Origin of the sequence: Citrobacter sp. 172116965 (genome assembly GCF_013458095.1) — a bacterium.
Lineage (GTDB): Bacteria > Pseudomonadota > Gammaproteobacteria > Enterobacterales > Enterobacteriaceae > Citrobacter > Citrobacter braakii.
The window spans coordinates 337,850-354,600 of record NZ_CP046673.1 but is presented as its reverse complement, the minus strand read 5'-3'; the positions used below and the strand labels follow the sequence as shown (position 1 = coordinate 354,600).

The 16,751-nt window shown below is 54.1% G+C and carries 9 protein-coding genes and 1 pseudogene; 2 read left to right on the top strand and 8 right to left on the bottom strand.

Annotated elements, in window-relative coordinates:
• Positions 1-395 precede the first annotated feature (395 nt).
• A complete protein-coding gene (malT, locus tag GPJ68_RS01635; protein ID WP_180837091.1) occupies positions 396-3,101 on the top strand; it encodes an HTH-type transcriptional regulator MalT in 2,706 nt (901 codons plus the stop codon).
• A 41-nt stretch (positions 3,102-3,142) separates the two neighbouring features.
• On the opposite strand, the gene GPJ68_RS01630 is transcribed toward malT, so the two are convergent.
• From GPJ68_RS01630 to glpE, 3 genes are all read right to left on the bottom strand, one after another.
• A complete protein-coding gene (locus GPJ68_RS01630; RefSeq protein ID WP_003023499.1) occupies positions 3,143-3,901 on the bottom strand; it encodes a DeoR/GlpR family transcriptional regulator in 759 nt (252 codons plus the stop codon).
• Positions 3,902-3,916: 15 nt separating this feature from the next.
• A complete protein-coding gene (glpG, locus tag GPJ68_RS01625; protein WP_016154811.1) occupies positions 3,917-4,747 on the bottom strand; it encodes a rhomboid family intramembrane serine protease GlpG in 831 nt (276 codons plus the stop codon).
• Between the two features lie 170 nt (positions 4,748-4,917).
• Positions 4,918-5,244, bottom strand: coding sequence for a thiosulfate sulfurtransferase GlpE (glpE, locus tag GPJ68_RS01620; protein WP_016157651.1), 327 nt, complete (start codon positions 5,242-5,244; stop codon positions 4,918-4,920).
• 198 nt (positions 5,245-5,442) lie between these two features.
• Between glpE and glpD the strand changes: the two genes are divergently transcribed.
• Positions 5,443-6,951, top strand: a complete 1,509-nt coding sequence (glpD, locus tag GPJ68_RS01615; RefSeq protein WP_047415950.1) for a glycerol-3-phosphate dehydrogenase — start codon at positions 5,443-5,445, stop codon at positions 6,949-6,951.
• A gap of 108 nt (positions 6,952-7,059) precedes the next feature.
• Here the strand turns inward: glpD and glgP are convergent, their stop codons facing one another.
• The 5 genes and pseudogenes from glgP to glgB form a co-directional block, all read right to left on the bottom strand.
• The gene (gene glgP, locus GPJ68_RS01610) at positions 7,060-9,507 is read right to left on the bottom strand and encodes a glycogen phosphorylase (RefSeq protein WP_016154813.1); all 2,448 of its coding nucleotides are present in this window, start codon (positions 9,505-9,507) and stop codon (positions 7,060-7,062) included.
• Positions 9,508-9,526: 19 nt separating this feature from the next.
• Positions 9,527-10,960, bottom strand: coding sequence for a glycogen synthase GlgA (glgA, locus tag GPJ68_RS01605; RefSeq protein WP_016154814.1), 1,434 nt, complete (start codon positions 10,958-10,960; stop codon positions 9,527-9,529).
• A complete protein-coding gene (glgC, locus tag GPJ68_RS01600; RefSeq protein ID WP_016154815.1) occupies positions 10,960-12,255 on the bottom strand; it encodes a glucose-1-phosphate adenylyltransferase in 1,296 nt (431 codons plus the stop codon). The genes glgA and glgC overlap by 1 nt, the downstream gene beginning before the upstream one ends.
• A gap of 13 nt (positions 12,256-12,268) precedes the next feature.
• Positions 12,269-14,245, bottom strand: coding sequence for a glycogen debranching protein GlgX (gene glgX / locus GPJ68_RS01595; protein WP_049040644.1), 1,977 nt, complete (start codon positions 14,243-14,245; stop codon positions 12,269-12,271).
• Positions 14,245-16,427: pseudogene (gene glgB, locus GPJ68_RS01590) on the bottom strand (1,4-alpha-glucan branching enzyme). The gene glgX and the pseudogene glgB overlap by 1 nt, the downstream one beginning before the upstream one ends.
• Positions 16,428-16,751 lie beyond the last annotated feature (324 nt).

Sequence of the window (16,751 nt, the reverse complement as noted above, 5' to 3'; positions counted from 1 at the left end):
ATATCAAATAGAGGGGTGACGATGGGAAACAATCTGTAAACAGAGAAATAGTTTCTAACCTGAAATATCCAAGGTGGATAAGATAATTCACATAAAACTTTTAAGTCGGCCACAAAATTCGGCTCTTTACATTAAGCAACTGAGTAACCTTATAAAAAGGGAGGTATTTTTCGGCTCAGCCAAAATACCGACGGATCCAGTCGCCACGCCTGTTGTGACTCTTTAAAGCAATTAATGTAATAGATGTTTAGATTTGTGACATAGTGCAAAATCAGACACACAAAAAGTCCGCTTAGCTTGCATAAAACACTAATCTGGCCGACCTTATATCTATTAATTACGAAGCGCAAAAAAAATCATTTTTCCCCATTTTCACACAGTGAAGTGACTAACTTATGTTGATTCCGTCTAAATTAAGTCGTCCGGTTCGACTCGACCATACGGTGGTTCGTGAGCGCCTGTTGGCTAAACTTTCCGGCGCGAACAATTTCAGGCTTGCCCTGATAACAAGTCCTGCTGGTTATGGAAAAACGACGTTGGTTTCACAATGGGCAGCGGGGAAGAACGACTTAGGCTGGTACTCTCTGGATGAAGGCGATAATCAACAAGAACGCTTTGCCAGCTATCTGATCGCCGCTATCCAGCAGGCAACCGGTGGACACTGCACTACCAGCGAAGCGATGGTGCAAAAGCGCCAATACGCTAGCCTGACGTCACTGTTTGCGCAGCTATTTATTGAACTGGCCGAGTGGCACCGCCCGCTCTACCTGGTAGTGGATGATTATCATCTCATCTCCAATCCGGCAATTCACGAAGCGATGCGTTTCTTCCTGCGTCATCAGCCTGAGAACCTCACGCTGGTCGTGCTGTCGCGCAACCTGCCGCAGTTGGGTATTGCCAACCTGCGAGTACGCGATCAGTTGCTGGAGATAGGCAGCCAACAGCTGGCGTTTAACCACCAGGAAGCCAAACAATTTTTCGATAGACGTTTGTCCTCGCCTATCGAAGCGGCAGAAAGCAGCCGGATGTGCGATGACGTTGCTGGCTGGGCCACGGCGTTACAGCTGATTGCCCTCTCCGCCCGCCAGAACAACCACTCTGCACACCAGTCCGCACGCCGCCTCGCCGGGATCAACGCCAGCCATCTGTCCGATTATCTGGTTGATGAAGTGCTGGACAGCGTCGACCTCGGCACCCGTCATTTCCTGCTGAAAAGCGCCATTCTGCGCTCAATGAACGACGCACTGATCGTCCGGGTCACCGGGGAAGAAAACGGCCAGATGCGGCTGGAGGAGATTGAGCGCCAGGGATTATTCTTGCAGCGGATGGATGACGTCGGGGAGTGGTTCAGCTATCACCCGCTGTTTGGCAGCTTTTTACGCCAGCGCTGTCAGTGGGAACTGGCAAGCGAACTGCCCGAAATACACCGCGCCGCCGCTGAAAGCTGGATGGCGCAAGGTTTCCCCAGCGAAGCTATCCACCACGCGCTGGCGGCAGGCGACGCGCATATGCTACGCGATATCCTGCTTAACCATGCGTGGGGACTGTTTAACCACAGCGAACTGACATTACTGGAAGAGTCGCTGAAAGCCCTGCCGTGGGAAAGTCTGCTGGAAAATCCGCGTCTGGTTCTGCTGCAAGCCTGGCTGATGCAAAGCCAGCACCGCTACGGCGAGGTTAATACCCTGCTGGCACGCGCTGAGCAGGAAATGAAAGGCGACATGGAACCGACGCTGCACGCCGAATTTAACGCCCTGCGTGCGCAGGTCGCGATTAACGACGGCAATCCTGACGAAGCCGAGCGCCTGGCAAAGCTGGCGCTGGATGAGTTACCCATCGCCTGGTTCTATAGCCGTATCGTCGCCACGTCGGTACATGGTGAAGTCCTGCACTGTAAGGGCGATCTCACGCGTTCTCTGGCGTTGATGCAGCAAACCGAGCAAATGGCGCGCCATCATGACGTCTGGCATTACGCGTTGTGGAGTTTAATCCAGCAAAGCGAAATTTTGTTTGCCCAGGGCTTTTTACAGGCCGCCTGGGAGACTCAGGAAAAAGCGTTTCAGCTGATCAAAGAGCAGCATCTGGAACAGTTGCCGATGCACGAGTTCCTGGTGCGTATTCGCGCGCAACTGCTGTGGGCATGGGCGCGCCTGGACGAATCGGAAGCGTCTGCCCGCGCGGGTATTGAACTGCTTTCCACATTCCAGCCGCAGCAACAGCTACAGTGCCTGGCGCTGCTGATTCAATGTTCGCTGGCCCGGGGGGATCTGGACAATGCGCGTAGCCTGCTCAACCGCCTGGAAAACCTGCTGGGTAACGGTCACTATCACAGTGACTGGATCTCGAACGCCGATAAAGTACGGGTGATTTACTGGCAAATGGTGGGCGACAAAAATTCGGCCGCCAACTGGCTGCGCCACACGCCGAAACCGGAATTCGCCAATAACCACTTTCTGCAAAGCCAGTGGCGCAACATCGCCCGCGCGCAGATCCTGCTGGGCGAGTTTGAATCGGCTGAGATTGTGCTGGAAGAGTTGAATGAAAATGCGCGCAATTTGCGCCTGATGAGCGATCTGAACCGTAACCTGCTGCTGCTTAATCAGCTCTACTGGCAGGCAGGGCGCAAAAATGACGCACAGCGTGTGTTACTCGACGCGCTACAGCTGGCGAACCGCACCGGATTTATCAGTCACTTTGTCATTGAAGGTGAGGCCATGGCGCAGCAACTGCGTCAGCTGATTCAGCTCAATACCTTACCGGAACTCGATCAGCACCGCGCCCAGCGTATTTTGCGTGAGATTAACCAGCATCACCGCCATAAATTCGCCCACTTCGATGAAGGGTTCGTTGAGCGTCTGCTTACTCACCCGGAAGTACCGGAGCTTATCCGCACCAGCCCGCTGACCCAGCGCGAATGGCAGGTTCTGGGACTGATTTATTCGGGCTACAGCAACGAGCAGATCGCCGGAGAATTAGCCGTCGCGGCAACGACCATCAAGACGCACATCCGCAATTTGTATCAAAAGCTCGGCGTCGCACACCGCCAGGATGCGGTGCAACATGCGCAGAAACTGCTGAAAATGATGGGGTATGGGGTTTAGTTAATGCCTGATACGCTACGCTTATCAGGCCTGGAATTAACTTAGCACAGCTCTAACTGAATATGATGGTCCGCAATAACCTGCATCACGCCAGCTGGCGGCAGCGTGTCGGTATACACCGCATCCACCATGCTGATACTGCCCATATTCACCATCGCGTTACGCCCAAACTTCGAGTGATCCACCACCAGCATCACATGCCGTGAATTCTCAATAATCGCGCGCTTGGTGCGAACTTCGTGATAATCAAACTCCAGCAGGGAGCCATCGCTATCGATACCGCTAATCCCTAAGATGCCGAAGTCCAGGCGGAACTGAGAAATAAAGTCGAGGGTCGCTTCGCCCATAATACCGCCGTCGCGGCTACGCAGTTCGCCACCGGCGAGTATGATGCGAAAATCCTCTTTCGCCATCAGCGTATTCGCCACATTGAGGTTGTTGGTCACAATGCGTAAATTGCTGTGATTGAGCAGCGCGTGAGCCACCGCTTCCGGCGTAGTGCCGATATCAATGAACAACGTAGAACCGTTCGGGATCTGCGTGGCAACTTTGCGGGCAATGCGCTCTTTTTCCGCCGTCTGTGTCGCTTTACGGTCATGCCACGGGGTGTTGACCGAGCTGGAGGGCAGCGCCGCGCCACCGTGATGGCGCAAAATCATGTTCTGATCGGCCAGATCGTTAAGATCGCGGCGAATCGTCTGCGGGCTGACGGAGAAATGCTCCACCAGCTCCTCAGTACTGACGTATCCCTGTTTCTTTACCAGCTCGATGATCGCGTCATGTCGTTGTGTTTGCTTCATTATTGTTCCCTGAAATTACGTTCGTTTTCGTACATTCATAGTATCGGCAAACGCCATTGCCAGACCCACGGCCAGCCCGGCGATATGTGCGCCGTTCGCCATCGACATGCCGAACACATCAAACCAGCCGGCAACAATCCAGATCAAAGCAAAGATAATCAAACCACGCTGCAGGAAAATACCACTTTGTGGATCGCGCTCGCCACGCAACCACACATAACCCATCAGCGCATATACCACGCCAGACAGCCCACCAAACCACGGGCCGCTAAATTTCTGCTGAACGTAGCCGCTTAGCAGGGCGCTGATCACGGTAATTACAATCAGTTTTCCGCTGCCCAGACGCTTTTCTACCGCACCGCCGAGATACCACCACCACAGCAGGTTGAACAGAATATGCATCAGCGAGAAGTGCATAAAAGCGTGGGTGAAATAACGCCAGAATTCAAATTTCAGCGAAGGGTCAAACGGCCATGCCAGCCAGAGCATCACGGTCTGGTCGCCCAGCGTGTTCATCGCGATAAACACCAGCACACACGCGGCCATCACCACCCAGGTTACCGGGCCTGCGCGTTCGCGCAATGTGGCCAGGAACGGATAACGCTGATAGCGCAGACCGCTGTCGGTATGACCCGACTGCCAGCTTGCCGCGAGGTAACGCGGATCGCCTGGATTCTCCAGAAACCGCGCCAGCTCAGCATGCACGCGCTCAGCCTGGGACTCATCCGCCAGCCAGACATCCGTTTGCTGATGTTGTTGAATCGTCAGGATAACGCCCTGTGTCGCCATATAATCAACAAATGCCTGCGCCACGCGGGGGTTAGCAAAAGAGGTAATCATCAACATGGTTGCTGTCGCTTATTCCACACAAAAGAGGACAGTATATATACCCTTCTTACTTCGAGCTGCATCTTTGTTGGCTTTCCTCACTCACTCCGGTCACGTACTGTTCGTACGCTCCCGGAGATTTGCTGCGTCGCCGTCGCGATGCAACTCGAATTAATTTGGGTATAGTCTTACGAACCGTATGCCACTTCTGCCGGAAAATGTCGATGCCAGGCGTCGAAGCCGCCGTCAACACTGTAAACCGCGTCATAGCCCTGCTGAAGAAGATATTGCGCCGCGCCTTTACTGCTGTTGCCGTGATAACACATTACTAACACGGCGGTGTCGAAATCATGCTCGCGCATAAATGACCCCAGCGTGTCGTTCGTCAGATGAAACGCCTGTGGGGCGTGACCCATCGCATAGCTTTGCGGGTCGCGGATATCCACTAACACCGCGGTCCCCTGGTGCAGCTTCTGATGCGCTTCTTCGACATTAATACATTCAAACTGATCCATTGCTCTCTCTTCTTTATATTGCAGGTGACGCTTTTCAGACATGTTACTTCTTAGTGTACGTCCCGACGGCAGTTAAACGCCATAATGTTATATGTATCACTGTAAATTGTTTATCCGATGTTACCAATGGCGCGATTCTTTGCTATTATGCTCGATAACGAACATTAATGAGCTATAACGAAAGTGCGAGAGGCCAGCATGGAAACCAAAGATCTGATTGTGATAGGTGGAGGCATCAACGGTGCCGGTATCGCGGCAGATGCCGCTGGACGCGGTTTATCCGTGCTGATGCTGGAAGCGCAGGATTTAGCCTGCGCCACCTCTTCCGCTAGCTCCAAACTCATCCACGGTGGCCTGCGCTACCTGGAACACTACGAATTTCGCCTGGTGAGCGAAGCGCTGGCCGAACGTGAGGTGTTGTTGAAAATGGCACCGCATATCGCCTTCCCGATGCGCTTTCGTCTGCCCCATCGCCCGCACCTGCGTCCAGCGTGGATGATCCGCATTGGTCTGTTTATGTACGATCATCTGGGCAAACGCACCAGTTTGCCGAGTTCGACCGGTTTGCGTTTTGGCGCAGATTCCGTAATGAAACCTGAGATTGTGCGCGGTTTCGAATATTCTGACTGCTGGGTAGACGATGCGAGACTGGTTTTGGCAAACGCCCAAATGGTCGTACGCAAAGGCGGAGAGGTGTTAACCCGCACTCGCGCTACCTCCGCTCGCCGTGAAAACGGTTTGTGGATTGTTGAAGCTGAAGATATCGATACCGGTAAAAAGCACACCTGGCAGGCGCGTGGTCTGGTCAATGCCACCGGCCCATGGGTGAAAGAGTTCTTCGACGACGGCATGCATCTGCCATCGCCGTACGGTATTCGTCTGATTAAAGGCAGCCACATCGTAGTGCCGCGCGTCCATACCCAGAAGCAAGCTTATATTCTGCAAAACGAAGATAAACGTATTGTGTTTGTCATCCCATGGATGGACGAATTCTCGATCATCGGGACGACTGACGTCGAATACAAAGGCGATCCGAAAGCGGTAAAAATTGATGAGAGTGAAATCAATTACCTGCTGAAGGTCTACAACGCGCACTTTAAGAAACAGCTGGGCCGTGACGATATCGTCTGGACCTACTCGGGCGTACGTCCGCTGTGCGATGACGAGTCCGACTCGCCGCAGGCTATCACCCGTGATTACACGCTGGATATCCACGATGAAAACGGCAAAGCGCCGCTGCTGTCGGTCTTTGGCGGTAAGCTGACGACCTACCGTAAGCTGGCCGAACACGCGATGGAAAAACTAGCGTCGTACTATCAGGGAATCGGTCCGGCGTGGACAAAAGAGTGCATTCTGCCAGGCGGTGACATCGGCGGCGATCGTGAAGATTACGCGGCCAAACTGCGCCGTCGCTACCCGTTCCTGACCGAGTCGCTGGCGCGCCATTATTCGCGCACCTACGGCAGTAACACCGAATGGATTATCGGGGAAGCCACCTCGCTTGCCGAGTTAGGTGAAGACTTCGGCCATGAGTTCTATGAGGCCGAGCTGAAATATCTGGTCGATCACGAATGGGTGCGCCGTGCGGAAGATGCGCTGTGGCGTCGCACGAAAGAAGGTATGTGGCTGAACGCTGAACAGCAGTCGCGCATGACCCAGTGGCTGGTGGAGTACATTGAGAAACAGCAGCTGTCGCTGGCGTCTTAAGACACTCGATATAAAACTGTAGGCCCGGTAAGCGTCAGCGCTACCGGGCCTTTTGCCGGATGGCGGCTAACGCCTTATCCATCCGGCCTACAGATCGTCCTGCCCTTGTTACAACCGCACCGAGTCGATATGCCAGATGTTTTCGGCGTACTCTTTGATCGTCCTGTCCGACGAGAAGTAGCCCATGTTGGCGATATTAATCATCGACTTGGTGGTCCACTCTTCCGGGTGGCGATACAGTTCGTCAACCTTATCCTGGCAGTCAACGTAGCTGCGATAATCCGCCAGAACCTGATAGTGGTCGCCAAAGTTGATCAGCGAGTCAACCAGGTCACGATAGCGCCCCGGCTCTTCAGGACTGAATACGCCGCTGCCGATCTGCGTCAGCACCTGGTGCAGCTCTTCGTCTTTCTCGTAATACTCACGCGGCTTGTAGCCCTGGCTGCGTAAGGCTTCGACCTCTTCCGCCGTATTACCAAAGATAAAGATATTTTCTGCGCCCACATGCTCCAGCATCTCGACGTTGGCACCGTCCAGCGTCCCAATGGTCAGCGCGCCGTTGAGGGCAAACTTCATATTACTGGTACCAGAGGCTTCGGTCCCGGCCAGCGAAATCTGCTCAGACAGGTCGGCAGCAGGAATAATCACTTGCGCCAGGCTGACGCTGTAGTTAGGAATAAACACCACTTTCAGCTTGTCACCAATTTGCGGATCGTTGTTGATCACTTTCGCGACGTCGTTGATCAGGTGAATGATGTGCTTCGCCATGTAATAGGCCGAAGCCGCTTTACCGGCGAAGATATTCACGCGCGGCACCCACTCGGCATCAGGATCGGCCTTAATGCGGTTGTAGCGGGTGATCACATGCAGCACGTTCATCAACTGGCGTTTGTACTCGTGAATACGCTTGATCTGCACATCAAACAGCGATTTCGGGTTCACCACCACGTTAAGCTGCTGGGCAATGAGCGTTGCCAGACGCTTTTTATTCTCCAGCTTCGCACGGCGCACCGCCTGATTTACCAGCGGGTAATCGCAGTGCTGTTCAAGCTCGCTTAGCTGGCTGAGATCGGTTCGCCAGGTGCGGCCAATGTTCTCATCCAGCACCTCAGAGAGCGATGGGTTAGCCAGTGCCAGCCAGCGGCGTGGCGTCACGCCATTGGTGACGTTACAGAAGCGAGTCGGGAAAATCTTCGCAAAGTCAGCAAACAGCGACTGCACCATCAGGTTGGAGTGCAGCTCAGAAACGCCGTTAACCTTGTGGCTCACCACCACTGCGAGCCATGCCATACGCACCCGACGGCCATTGGATTCATCGATAATCGACGTCCGTCCCAGCAGACTGGTATCGTTCGGATACTGTTCCTGCAACGTCTTCAGGAAGTAGTCGTTAATCTCAAAGATGATTTGCAGATGGCGCGGCAGAATTTTGCCCAGCATATCGACAGGCCAGGTCTCCAGCGCTTCGCTCATCAAGGTGTGGTTGGTATACGAGAAGACCTGGCAGCAGACCTCAAACGCATTATCCCAACTGAATTTGTGCTCATCGATCAGCAGACGCATCAGCTCAGGAATCGACAGTACCGGATGGGTGTCGTTGAGGTGAATGGCGATCTTATCCGCCAGGTTGTCGTAGGTTTTGTGCAGCTGATAATGACGGTTCAGAATGTCCTGCACCGTGGAGGAGACCAGGAAATACTCCTGGCGCAAACGCAGCTCGCGTCCGGAATAGGTGGAGTCATCCGGATACAGCACGCGGGAGACGTTCTCGGAGTGGTTTTTATCTTCCACCGCCGCAAAGTAGTCGCCCTGGTTAAATTTACCGAGGTTGATTTCGCTACTGGCCTGGGCATTCCACAAGCGCAGCGTATTGGTGGCGTCTGTGTCATAACCGGGAATAATTTGGTCGTAGGCTACCGCGAGGATCTCTTCAGTTTCTATCCAGCGCGTTTTCTTACCTTCCTGCTGAATACGCCCGCCAAAGCGCACTTTGTAGCGCGTATTGTGGCGTTTGAATTCCCACGGGTTACCGTATTCCAGCCAGTAGTCCGGTGACTCTTTCTGTCGGCCATCAACAATGTTCTGTTTGAACATGCCGTAGTCATAACGAATACCGTAGCCGCGTCCCGGCAGACCCAACGTTGCCAGTGAGTCCAGGAAGCAGGCCGCCAGGCGCCCGAGGCCACCGTTGCCAAGACCAGGGTCGTTTTCTTCATCGATCAGATCTTCAAGATCCAACCCCATACCTTCCAGCGCATTTTTGACATCGTCATAAATACCCAACGATAACAGTGCATTGGAAAGTGTGCGGCCAATCAGAAACTCCATTGACAGATAATAAACCTGTCGAGTTTCCTGGGATAATTGCGCACGGTTAGAACGCAGCCAGCGCTCCACGAGACGATCGCGCACCGCGAACAACGTGGCGTTCAGCCACTCATGTTTATTGGCAATGACCGGGTCTTTACCAATCGTGAACATCAGCTTGTAGGCGATAGAATGCTTAAGTGCCTCTACGCTGAGTGTGGGCGATGCATAAGTAAATGGAGCATTCATATAGGTGATTCCTGGATATCTATTTCAAACGATAGTAAAGCTCACGGTATGACTTCGCCGCGACTTGCCAGCTAAAATCCATGGTCATGGCCTGACGTTGTACAAACCGCCACAGCGAAGGCCGGGACCACAATACGAAAGCACGCCGAATCGCGCGTAGCAGCGACCAGGCATTACTATCTTCAAATACAAACCCACTGGCGATACCATCCGCCAGGTTTTCCAGCGAACTGTCAGAGACCGTATCAGCCAGCCCACCGGTGCGCCGCACCAGCGGCAGCGTGCCGTACTTCAGTCCATACAACTGCGTTAAGCCACACGGCTCAAAACGGCTGGGGACCAATATAACGTCGGCCCCACCCATGATGCGGTGCGAGAAGGCTTCGTGATAGCCAATCTGTACGCCCACCTGTCCAGGATGTTCCGCCGCCGCGGCGAGGAAACCTTCCTGTAAAACCGGATCGCCCGCACCAAGCAATGCCAGCTGTCCACCCTGCTCTAACAACCCCGGTAGCGCTTCCAGCACCAGATCCAGCCCTTTCTGACTGGTCAGGCGGCTGACTACGGCAAATAACGGCACTTTGTCGTTAACCTTAAGTCCCATCGCGATCTGTAGCTGGCGTTTGTTCTCCGCCTTCTCTTCCAGCGTTTCACGCGTATACCGCGACGCCAGCAGCAGATCGGTTTCCGGGCTCCAGATTTTTTCATCAACGCCGTTCAGCACACCGGAAAGACGTCCTTCACGATGACGCTGCTGCAACAGACCTTCCATGCCGTAGGCAAACTGCGGCTCGGTAATTTCCCGCGCGTAGGTCGGACTGACCGCCGTAATGTGGTCGGCGTAGTACAACCCGGCCTTCAGGAAAGAAATCTGCCCGTTAAACTCCAGTCCGTGCACGTTAAAGAACGACCATGGCAATTGGATGTCATCCATATGCTTTGCATAAAACATGCCTTGATACGCCAGGTTGTGCACGGTGAACACCGATTTCGCCGGATGGCCGCGCGCCGCCAGATACGCCGGGGCCAGACCGGCATGCCAGTCGTGCGCATGCACCACATCCGGGCGCCAGAATGGGTCAAAGCCACAGGCCATTTCACTGCCGACCCAACCCAGCAGCGCAAAACGCAGCACGTTATCGGTATATGCAAACAGGTTAGTGTCGTGATACGGGCTACCGGGACGGTCATAGAGATGCGGCGCGTCAATCAGGTAAATGCCCACACCGTTGAAATGCCCGAACAACAGCGTAATACGTCCGGCGAAGGTATCGCGACGCGTCACTACCTGCGCATCGGGAATGCCGCGACGGATATCAGGAAACGCCGGGAGCAGCACGCGGGCATCCACACCGTCCGCGATTTGCGCTGCGGGTAACGCCCCAATAACATCCGCCAGTCCCCCGGTTTTTAACAAAGGGAACATCTCTGAACAAACGTGTAAAACCTGCATTATCGCTCCTGTTTGATCTGCAGTTTGCGCAGCATTTCACGCGTGACCAGTACAATACCTTCCTCTGAACGGTAGAAACGACGTGCATCTTCTTCCGCGTTTTCACCAATCACCATGCCTTCAGGAATAACGCAGGCGCGGTCGATAATGCAACGACGTAAGCGGCACGAACGTCCCACCCACACTTCAGGTAACAACACTGCCGAATCAATGTTACAGAATGAATTCACCCGCACTCGCGGGAACAGAACGGACTGCACTACCACCGAACCAGAAATAATACAGCCGCCGGAGACCAGCGAGTTCAGCGTCATTCCGTGGCTACCGGAACGGTCCTGAACAAATTTCGCCGGCGGCAGTGATTCCATATGCGTACGGATTGGCCAGTCCTGGTCGTACATATCCAGTTCAGGCGTCACCGAAGCCAGATCGAGGTTTGCTTTCCAGTAGGCTTCCAGCGTTCCCACATCGCGCCAGTACGGCTCGGATTCCGGGTCAGACTGTACGCAGGACAATGGGAATGGATGAGCATATGCCATGCCAGCTTCGGTGATTTTCGGGATGATGTCTTTGCCAAAATCGTGACTGGATTTTTCATCGAGGTCATCTTCCGCCAGCAGTTCATACAGATAATCGGCGTCGAAGATGTAGATCCCCATACTGGCAAGCGATTTAGTCGGATCATTAGGCATCGCTGGCGGGTTGGCAGGTTTTTCAACGAATTCGATAATTTTATCGGTGTCGTCCACGTCCATTACGCCAAACGCGCTGGCCTCTTCAATAGGCACTGGCATACAGGCCACTGTGCAACGCGCGCCTTTCTCAACGTGGTCGATCAGCATGCGTGAGTAGTCCTGCTTATAAATATGATCGCCCGCGAGGATCACCACATATTCCGCTTTATAGCGTCGAATGATGTCCAGGTTTTGGGTCACCGCATCCGCCGTACCGCGATACCAGTTTTCACCCTGCATCCTCTGCTGGGCAGGCAGCAGATCGACGAACTCGTTCATCTCTTCGCTAAAGAACGACCAGCCGCGCTGAATATGCTGCACCAGCGTGTGTGACTGGTACTGAGTGATCACGCCGATACGGCGGATCCCGGAATTAAGACAGTTGGATAAGGCAAAATCGATAATGCGGAACTTACCGCCAAAGTGCACGGCAGGCTTGGCACGCTTATTGGTTAAATCTTTCAGGCGAGTACCGCGGCCACCGGCCAGGATCAGGGCAACAGATTTTAATGGCAGCTGGCGCGCCAACATTACACGATCGTTCTTCTCTAAACTTACCATGACTAACTCCTTTTTATCTTCTCTGGAACACACACAGTCCGTGCGCAGGTCCCTGCCAGACCGCCGTAAGCACCGGATTATCCTCTCCGGCAAATGGGGGAATGGCGTGCCATTCCCCTTCAGGTAAAACGATATCTGTCACCTCAAGCGTGGCGTTTATTGCAATCAGGAAACGATCTGAAAGCAGGATTTGCATCTGCCTCGGGCCGTTATGCCACTCATCCGCACTTAAGGGTTGTGCGTACTTATTCAGCCAACGAACATTGCCATCGCCCTCTTCCCACCAGCAATCGCCTGTTAATGCAGGTATTTGCCGGCGCAGATGAATCAACGCGGCGGTAAATGTGGTTAGCCCACTGTTTGCCTGCTGCCAGTCCAGCCAGGTTAAGGCGTTATCCTGGCAGTAAGCGTTATTATTACCGTGCTGGCTATGGCCATGCTCATCACCCGCCAGCAGCATCGGCGTCCCCTGGGAGAGCAACAGCGTGGTTAACAGCGCATGAATGCTGTCGCGCCGCCGCTCAATCAGGTCCAGCGAGCCACCTAATCCTTCTTTACCATGATTGTCGCTGTAGTTATTGCTAGTGCCGTCGCGATTTTCCTCACCATTCGCTTCATTGTGCTTATTTGTGAAGCAAACGCAGTCGCGTAGCGTAAAGCCGTCATGCGCGGTCACCAGATTGACCGTGGCGCTGGGATTGCGGCCCGGGCGTTTAAACACGTCGCTGGATGCGGCAAAACGTCCGGCAAACTCGCCCAACGAAAGATTACGCTGGAGCCAAAAACGTCGCGTTGCATCGCGGAAATGGTCGTTCCACTCGGCAAACGGCGGGGGGAAATTCCCCACCTGATACCCGCCTTCACCAATATCCCACGGTTCCGCAATCAGCTTGGCGCGTGAGAGCAGCGGACAGTTTTGGATCGCGGTAAACAGCGGAGCATCCTGACGAAACTCAGGCGTACGCCCCATGACGGAAGCCAAATCAAAACGAAAACCATCCACATGGCAGGTTTCAACCCAGTAGCGCAGGCACTCGCATGCGTATTCCACAACGCCAGGATGGCTCAGATTGATGGTGTTCCCACAACCGGTCCAGTTGTAGTAATCGCCATCATCTCTGATCCAATAATAGCTACGGTTATCAATTCCGCGCAGCGAGAAGACAGGTCCTTCGAGATCCAGCTCGGCGCTGTGGTTTAAAACGATGTCGAGAATGACCTCAATACCCGCTTTATGCAGCGCTTTTACCGCGTCGCGAAACTCATCAAGCGCACTCTCCGGCGAGCTGGCATAGGCCGGATGCAGCGCGTACATCGCCACCGGGTTGTAGCCCCAGTAGTTTGACAGGCCCAGTCGCTGAAGCCGCGGTTCGCTGGCGAAATGCGCCACCGGTAACAGCTCCAGCGCGGTAATGCCGAGGCGCTTGAAATAGTCGATCATCACCGGATGACCCAGCGCTTTGTAGGTCCCGCGCATCTCTTCCGGCAGGTCAGGATGCAAATACGTCAGCCCTTTGACATGCGCTTCGTAAATTACGGTATTGCCCCACGGCGTGCGCGGCGGGGCATCATCCTCCCAGTCATAATGGTCGGACACCACCACGCCCTTCAGCGCGATGGCGGCGTTATCATGATGATCCGGTTCATTCAGCCCACCGTGCAGCAGTGGGTTATCTTTTAACTCGCCATCCACCCGACGCGCGCAAGGGTCAAGCAGCAGTTTCGCCGGATTAAACCGGTGGCCCTGCTGCGGTTGCCACGGACCATGTACGCGATAGCCATAGCGTAGACCGGGACGGGCGTTGGCCAGATAGCCGTGCCAGACATCGCCGCTACGCCCCGGCAGGTCGTAGCGGAGTTCGCAGCCTTGCTCATCGAATACGCATAATTCAACGCGTTCAGCGTGGGCCGAAAAGAGGGTGAAATTGACGCCATGGCCGTCATACGTTGCACCATGGGGGGTGGCGTTGCCGGTTGCCAGTTGCGTCATTATCCCTCCCGCACCAGCCAGATCGTTGCCAGCGGTGGCAACGTCAGGCTCAGTGAGTGCTGACGACCATGACTGGCGATTTCATCGCTGTGCACCGCGCCGCCGTTACCGGTATTGCTACCGTGATAATGCATCGAGTCGGTATTGAGGATTTCGCGCCATTTGCCCGGCTGATTGATACCGAAGCGATAGCCGTGGCGAGGCACTGGCGTAAAGTTGCTGATAACGATGATTTCATTACCGACTTTGTCACGACGAACGAAAGCCAGCACCGAACGTTCTTTGTCATCTACCACCAGCCACTCGAAGCCATAGGCATCAAAATCAAGCTCGTGCAGCGCTTTGTGATGACGATAGGTAAGGTTCAGATCGCGCACCAAACGCTGTACGCCGTGATGCCAGTTATCGCCGCCTTCCAGCAGATGCCAGTCGAGGCTGGCGTCATGGTTCCACTCACGCCCCTGAGCAAACTCGTTGCCCATAAACAGCAGTTTCTTGCCCGGGAAGGCCCACATCCAACCGTAGTAGGCGCGCAGGTTGGCAAACTTCTGCCATGCGTCCCCCGGCATGCGATCGAGAATTGATTTTTTACCGTGTACCACTTCATCGTGCGACAGCGGCAGGACAAAGTTTTCGGTGTAGTTGTACAGCATGCCGAAGGTCAGCTTATCGTGATGGAACTGACGATGAACCGGATCCAACTTCATGTAGTCCAGCGTGTCGTGCATCCAGCCGAGGTTCCACTTATACCAGAACCCTAAACCGCCCATATCCTGTGGCCTTGAAACGCCGGCAAAGTCGGTGGACTCTTCCGCCATGCTCACGGCCCCCGGCACCTGCTCGCCAAGAATACGGTTGGTATTACGTAAAAACTCAATGGCTTCGAGGTTTTCACGACCGCCAAATTCGTTCGGGACCCACTCCCCTTCTTTACGGCTGTAGTCGCGATAAATCATCGACGCCACGGCATCTACGCGCAGCGCATCGATACCAAAACGTTCAATCCAGTACAGGGCATTGCCTACCAGATAGTTACTGACTTCACGGCGACCGTAGTTGTAGATCAGCGTGTTCCAGTCCTGGTGATACCCTTCGCGCGGGTCGCTATGCTCATACAGATTGGTGCCATCAAACTCTGCCAGACCAAAGTCGTCCGACGGGAAATGGCCCGGCACCCAGTCGAGAATGACGTTCAGTCCGGCCTGATGCGCGGCATTCACAAAATAGCGGAAATCATCACGCGTCCCGAAACGACGGGTCGGCGCATACATACCGGTAGGTTGGTAGCCCCAGCTACCGTCGAACGGATGCTCATTAATCGGCAACAGTTCGAGATGGGTAAAGCCCATCCACTTGACGTAAGGCACCAGTTGATCCGCCAGTTCGCGGTAGCTCAGCCAGAAGTTGTTATCGGTATGACGACGCCATGAGCCCAGGTGCACTTCATAGATAGAGATCGGCATCAAACTGGTTGGCTTTTTTTTCGCTCCTCGCTTTGCACCACTTTTTCCGGCAGACCGCAGATAAGCGACGCGGTTTCCGGGCGCATTTGCGCTTCGAAGGCGTAAGGGTCCGCTTTGATTCGCAGCTTACCGTTCGCATCGATCATCTCGTATTTATACAGTTGACCATGCTGCGCGCCGGGGATAAACAGCTCCCAGATACCGCTTTCTTTGCGCAGGCGCATCGGGTGGCGACGGCCATCCCAATAGTTGAACTGCCCAACCACTGACACGCGTTGAGCGTTAGGCGCCCAGACGGAGAAGCGCGTACCGGTTACGCCATCCATGGTATCCGCATGCGCGCCCAGCGTTTCGTAAGGTCGCAGGTGCGTACCTTCAGATAACAGCCAGGCATCCATATCCTGGATCAGCGGGCCAAAACGATAAGGGTCATCAATCAGATTCTCCTGTCCATGCCAGACAACAGCTAACTGATAGCGAAAGAAATTTTTACGGCGGGGAAGTACAGCACAGAAAAAACCGCGAGAGTCGAGGCAGTCCAGCTTGCCGACTTTGCGTCCGGTTTTGGGTTCGATCACCCACACTTCGGTGGCGTCAGGTAATAGGGCGCGGACTTCAAGTCCAGCGTCAGTTTGGTGCATACCGAGTACGGAAAAAGGATCCGCAAAATGGCCTGCAATTAGCGCATTAATCACGTCTCTATCGATACGAACGGACATGGTTGTCATCCTGTTTTATGGTGTCACGCCTTCCAACTGATCTTCGACATCAGGTAGTGACACTTTTTTTGACCTGAACGGCGCAGCACAATTGTGCATCCTCTCTGCGTCGTCCCACCTTCAGGCAACAACTTAATACCTCCGGTACTAAGTCACCCTTAAAGAATAGCCAATGCTTTATCTTACTCCTGGTAAAAAATGAAACATCTGCGCTTACTCCTGTATTACGCAAAAAAATGGGTGACTCAGCACCCATTGTTAAAACACGCAATCCCTCTGCCGGAGAGCCGTATTGACTGATCCGGCCAGGTGGTTCGCGTCGTT

Bases quoted from the DNA above. Each gene is read 5' to 3' on its own strand.
- malT (WP_180837091.1), top strand. From the start codon at position 396: ATGTTGATTCCGTCTAAATTAAGTCGTCCGGTTCGACTCGACCATACG.
- GPJ68_RS01630 (WP_003023499.1), bottom strand. From the start codon at position 3,901: ATGAAGCAAACACAACGACATGACGCGATCATCGAGCTGGTAAAGAAA.
- glpG (WP_016154811.1), bottom strand. From the start codon at position 4,747: ATGTTGATGATTACCTCTTTTGCTAACCCCCGCGTGGCGCAGGCATTT.
- glpE (WP_016157651.1), bottom strand. From the start codon at position 5,244: ATGGATCAGTTTGAATGTATTAATGTCGAAGAAGCGCATCAGAAGCTG.
- glpD (WP_047415950.1), top strand. From the start codon at position 5,443: ATGGAAACCAAAGATCTGATTGTGATAGGTGGAGGCATCAACGGTGCC.
- glgP (WP_016154813.1), bottom strand. From the start codon at position 9,507: ATGAATGCTCCATTTACTTATGCATCGCCCACACTCAGCGTAGAGGCA.
- glgA (WP_016154814.1), bottom strand. From the start codon at position 10,960: ATGCAGGTTTTACACGTTTGTTCAGAGATGTTCCCTTTGTTAAAAACC.
- glgC (WP_016154815.1), bottom strand. From the start codon at position 12,255: ATGGTAAGTTTAGAGAAGAACGATCGTGTAATGTTGGCGCGCCAGCTG.
- glgX (WP_049040644.1), bottom strand. From the start codon at position 14,245: ATGACGCAACTGGCAACCGGCAACGCCACCCCCCATGGTGCAACGTAT.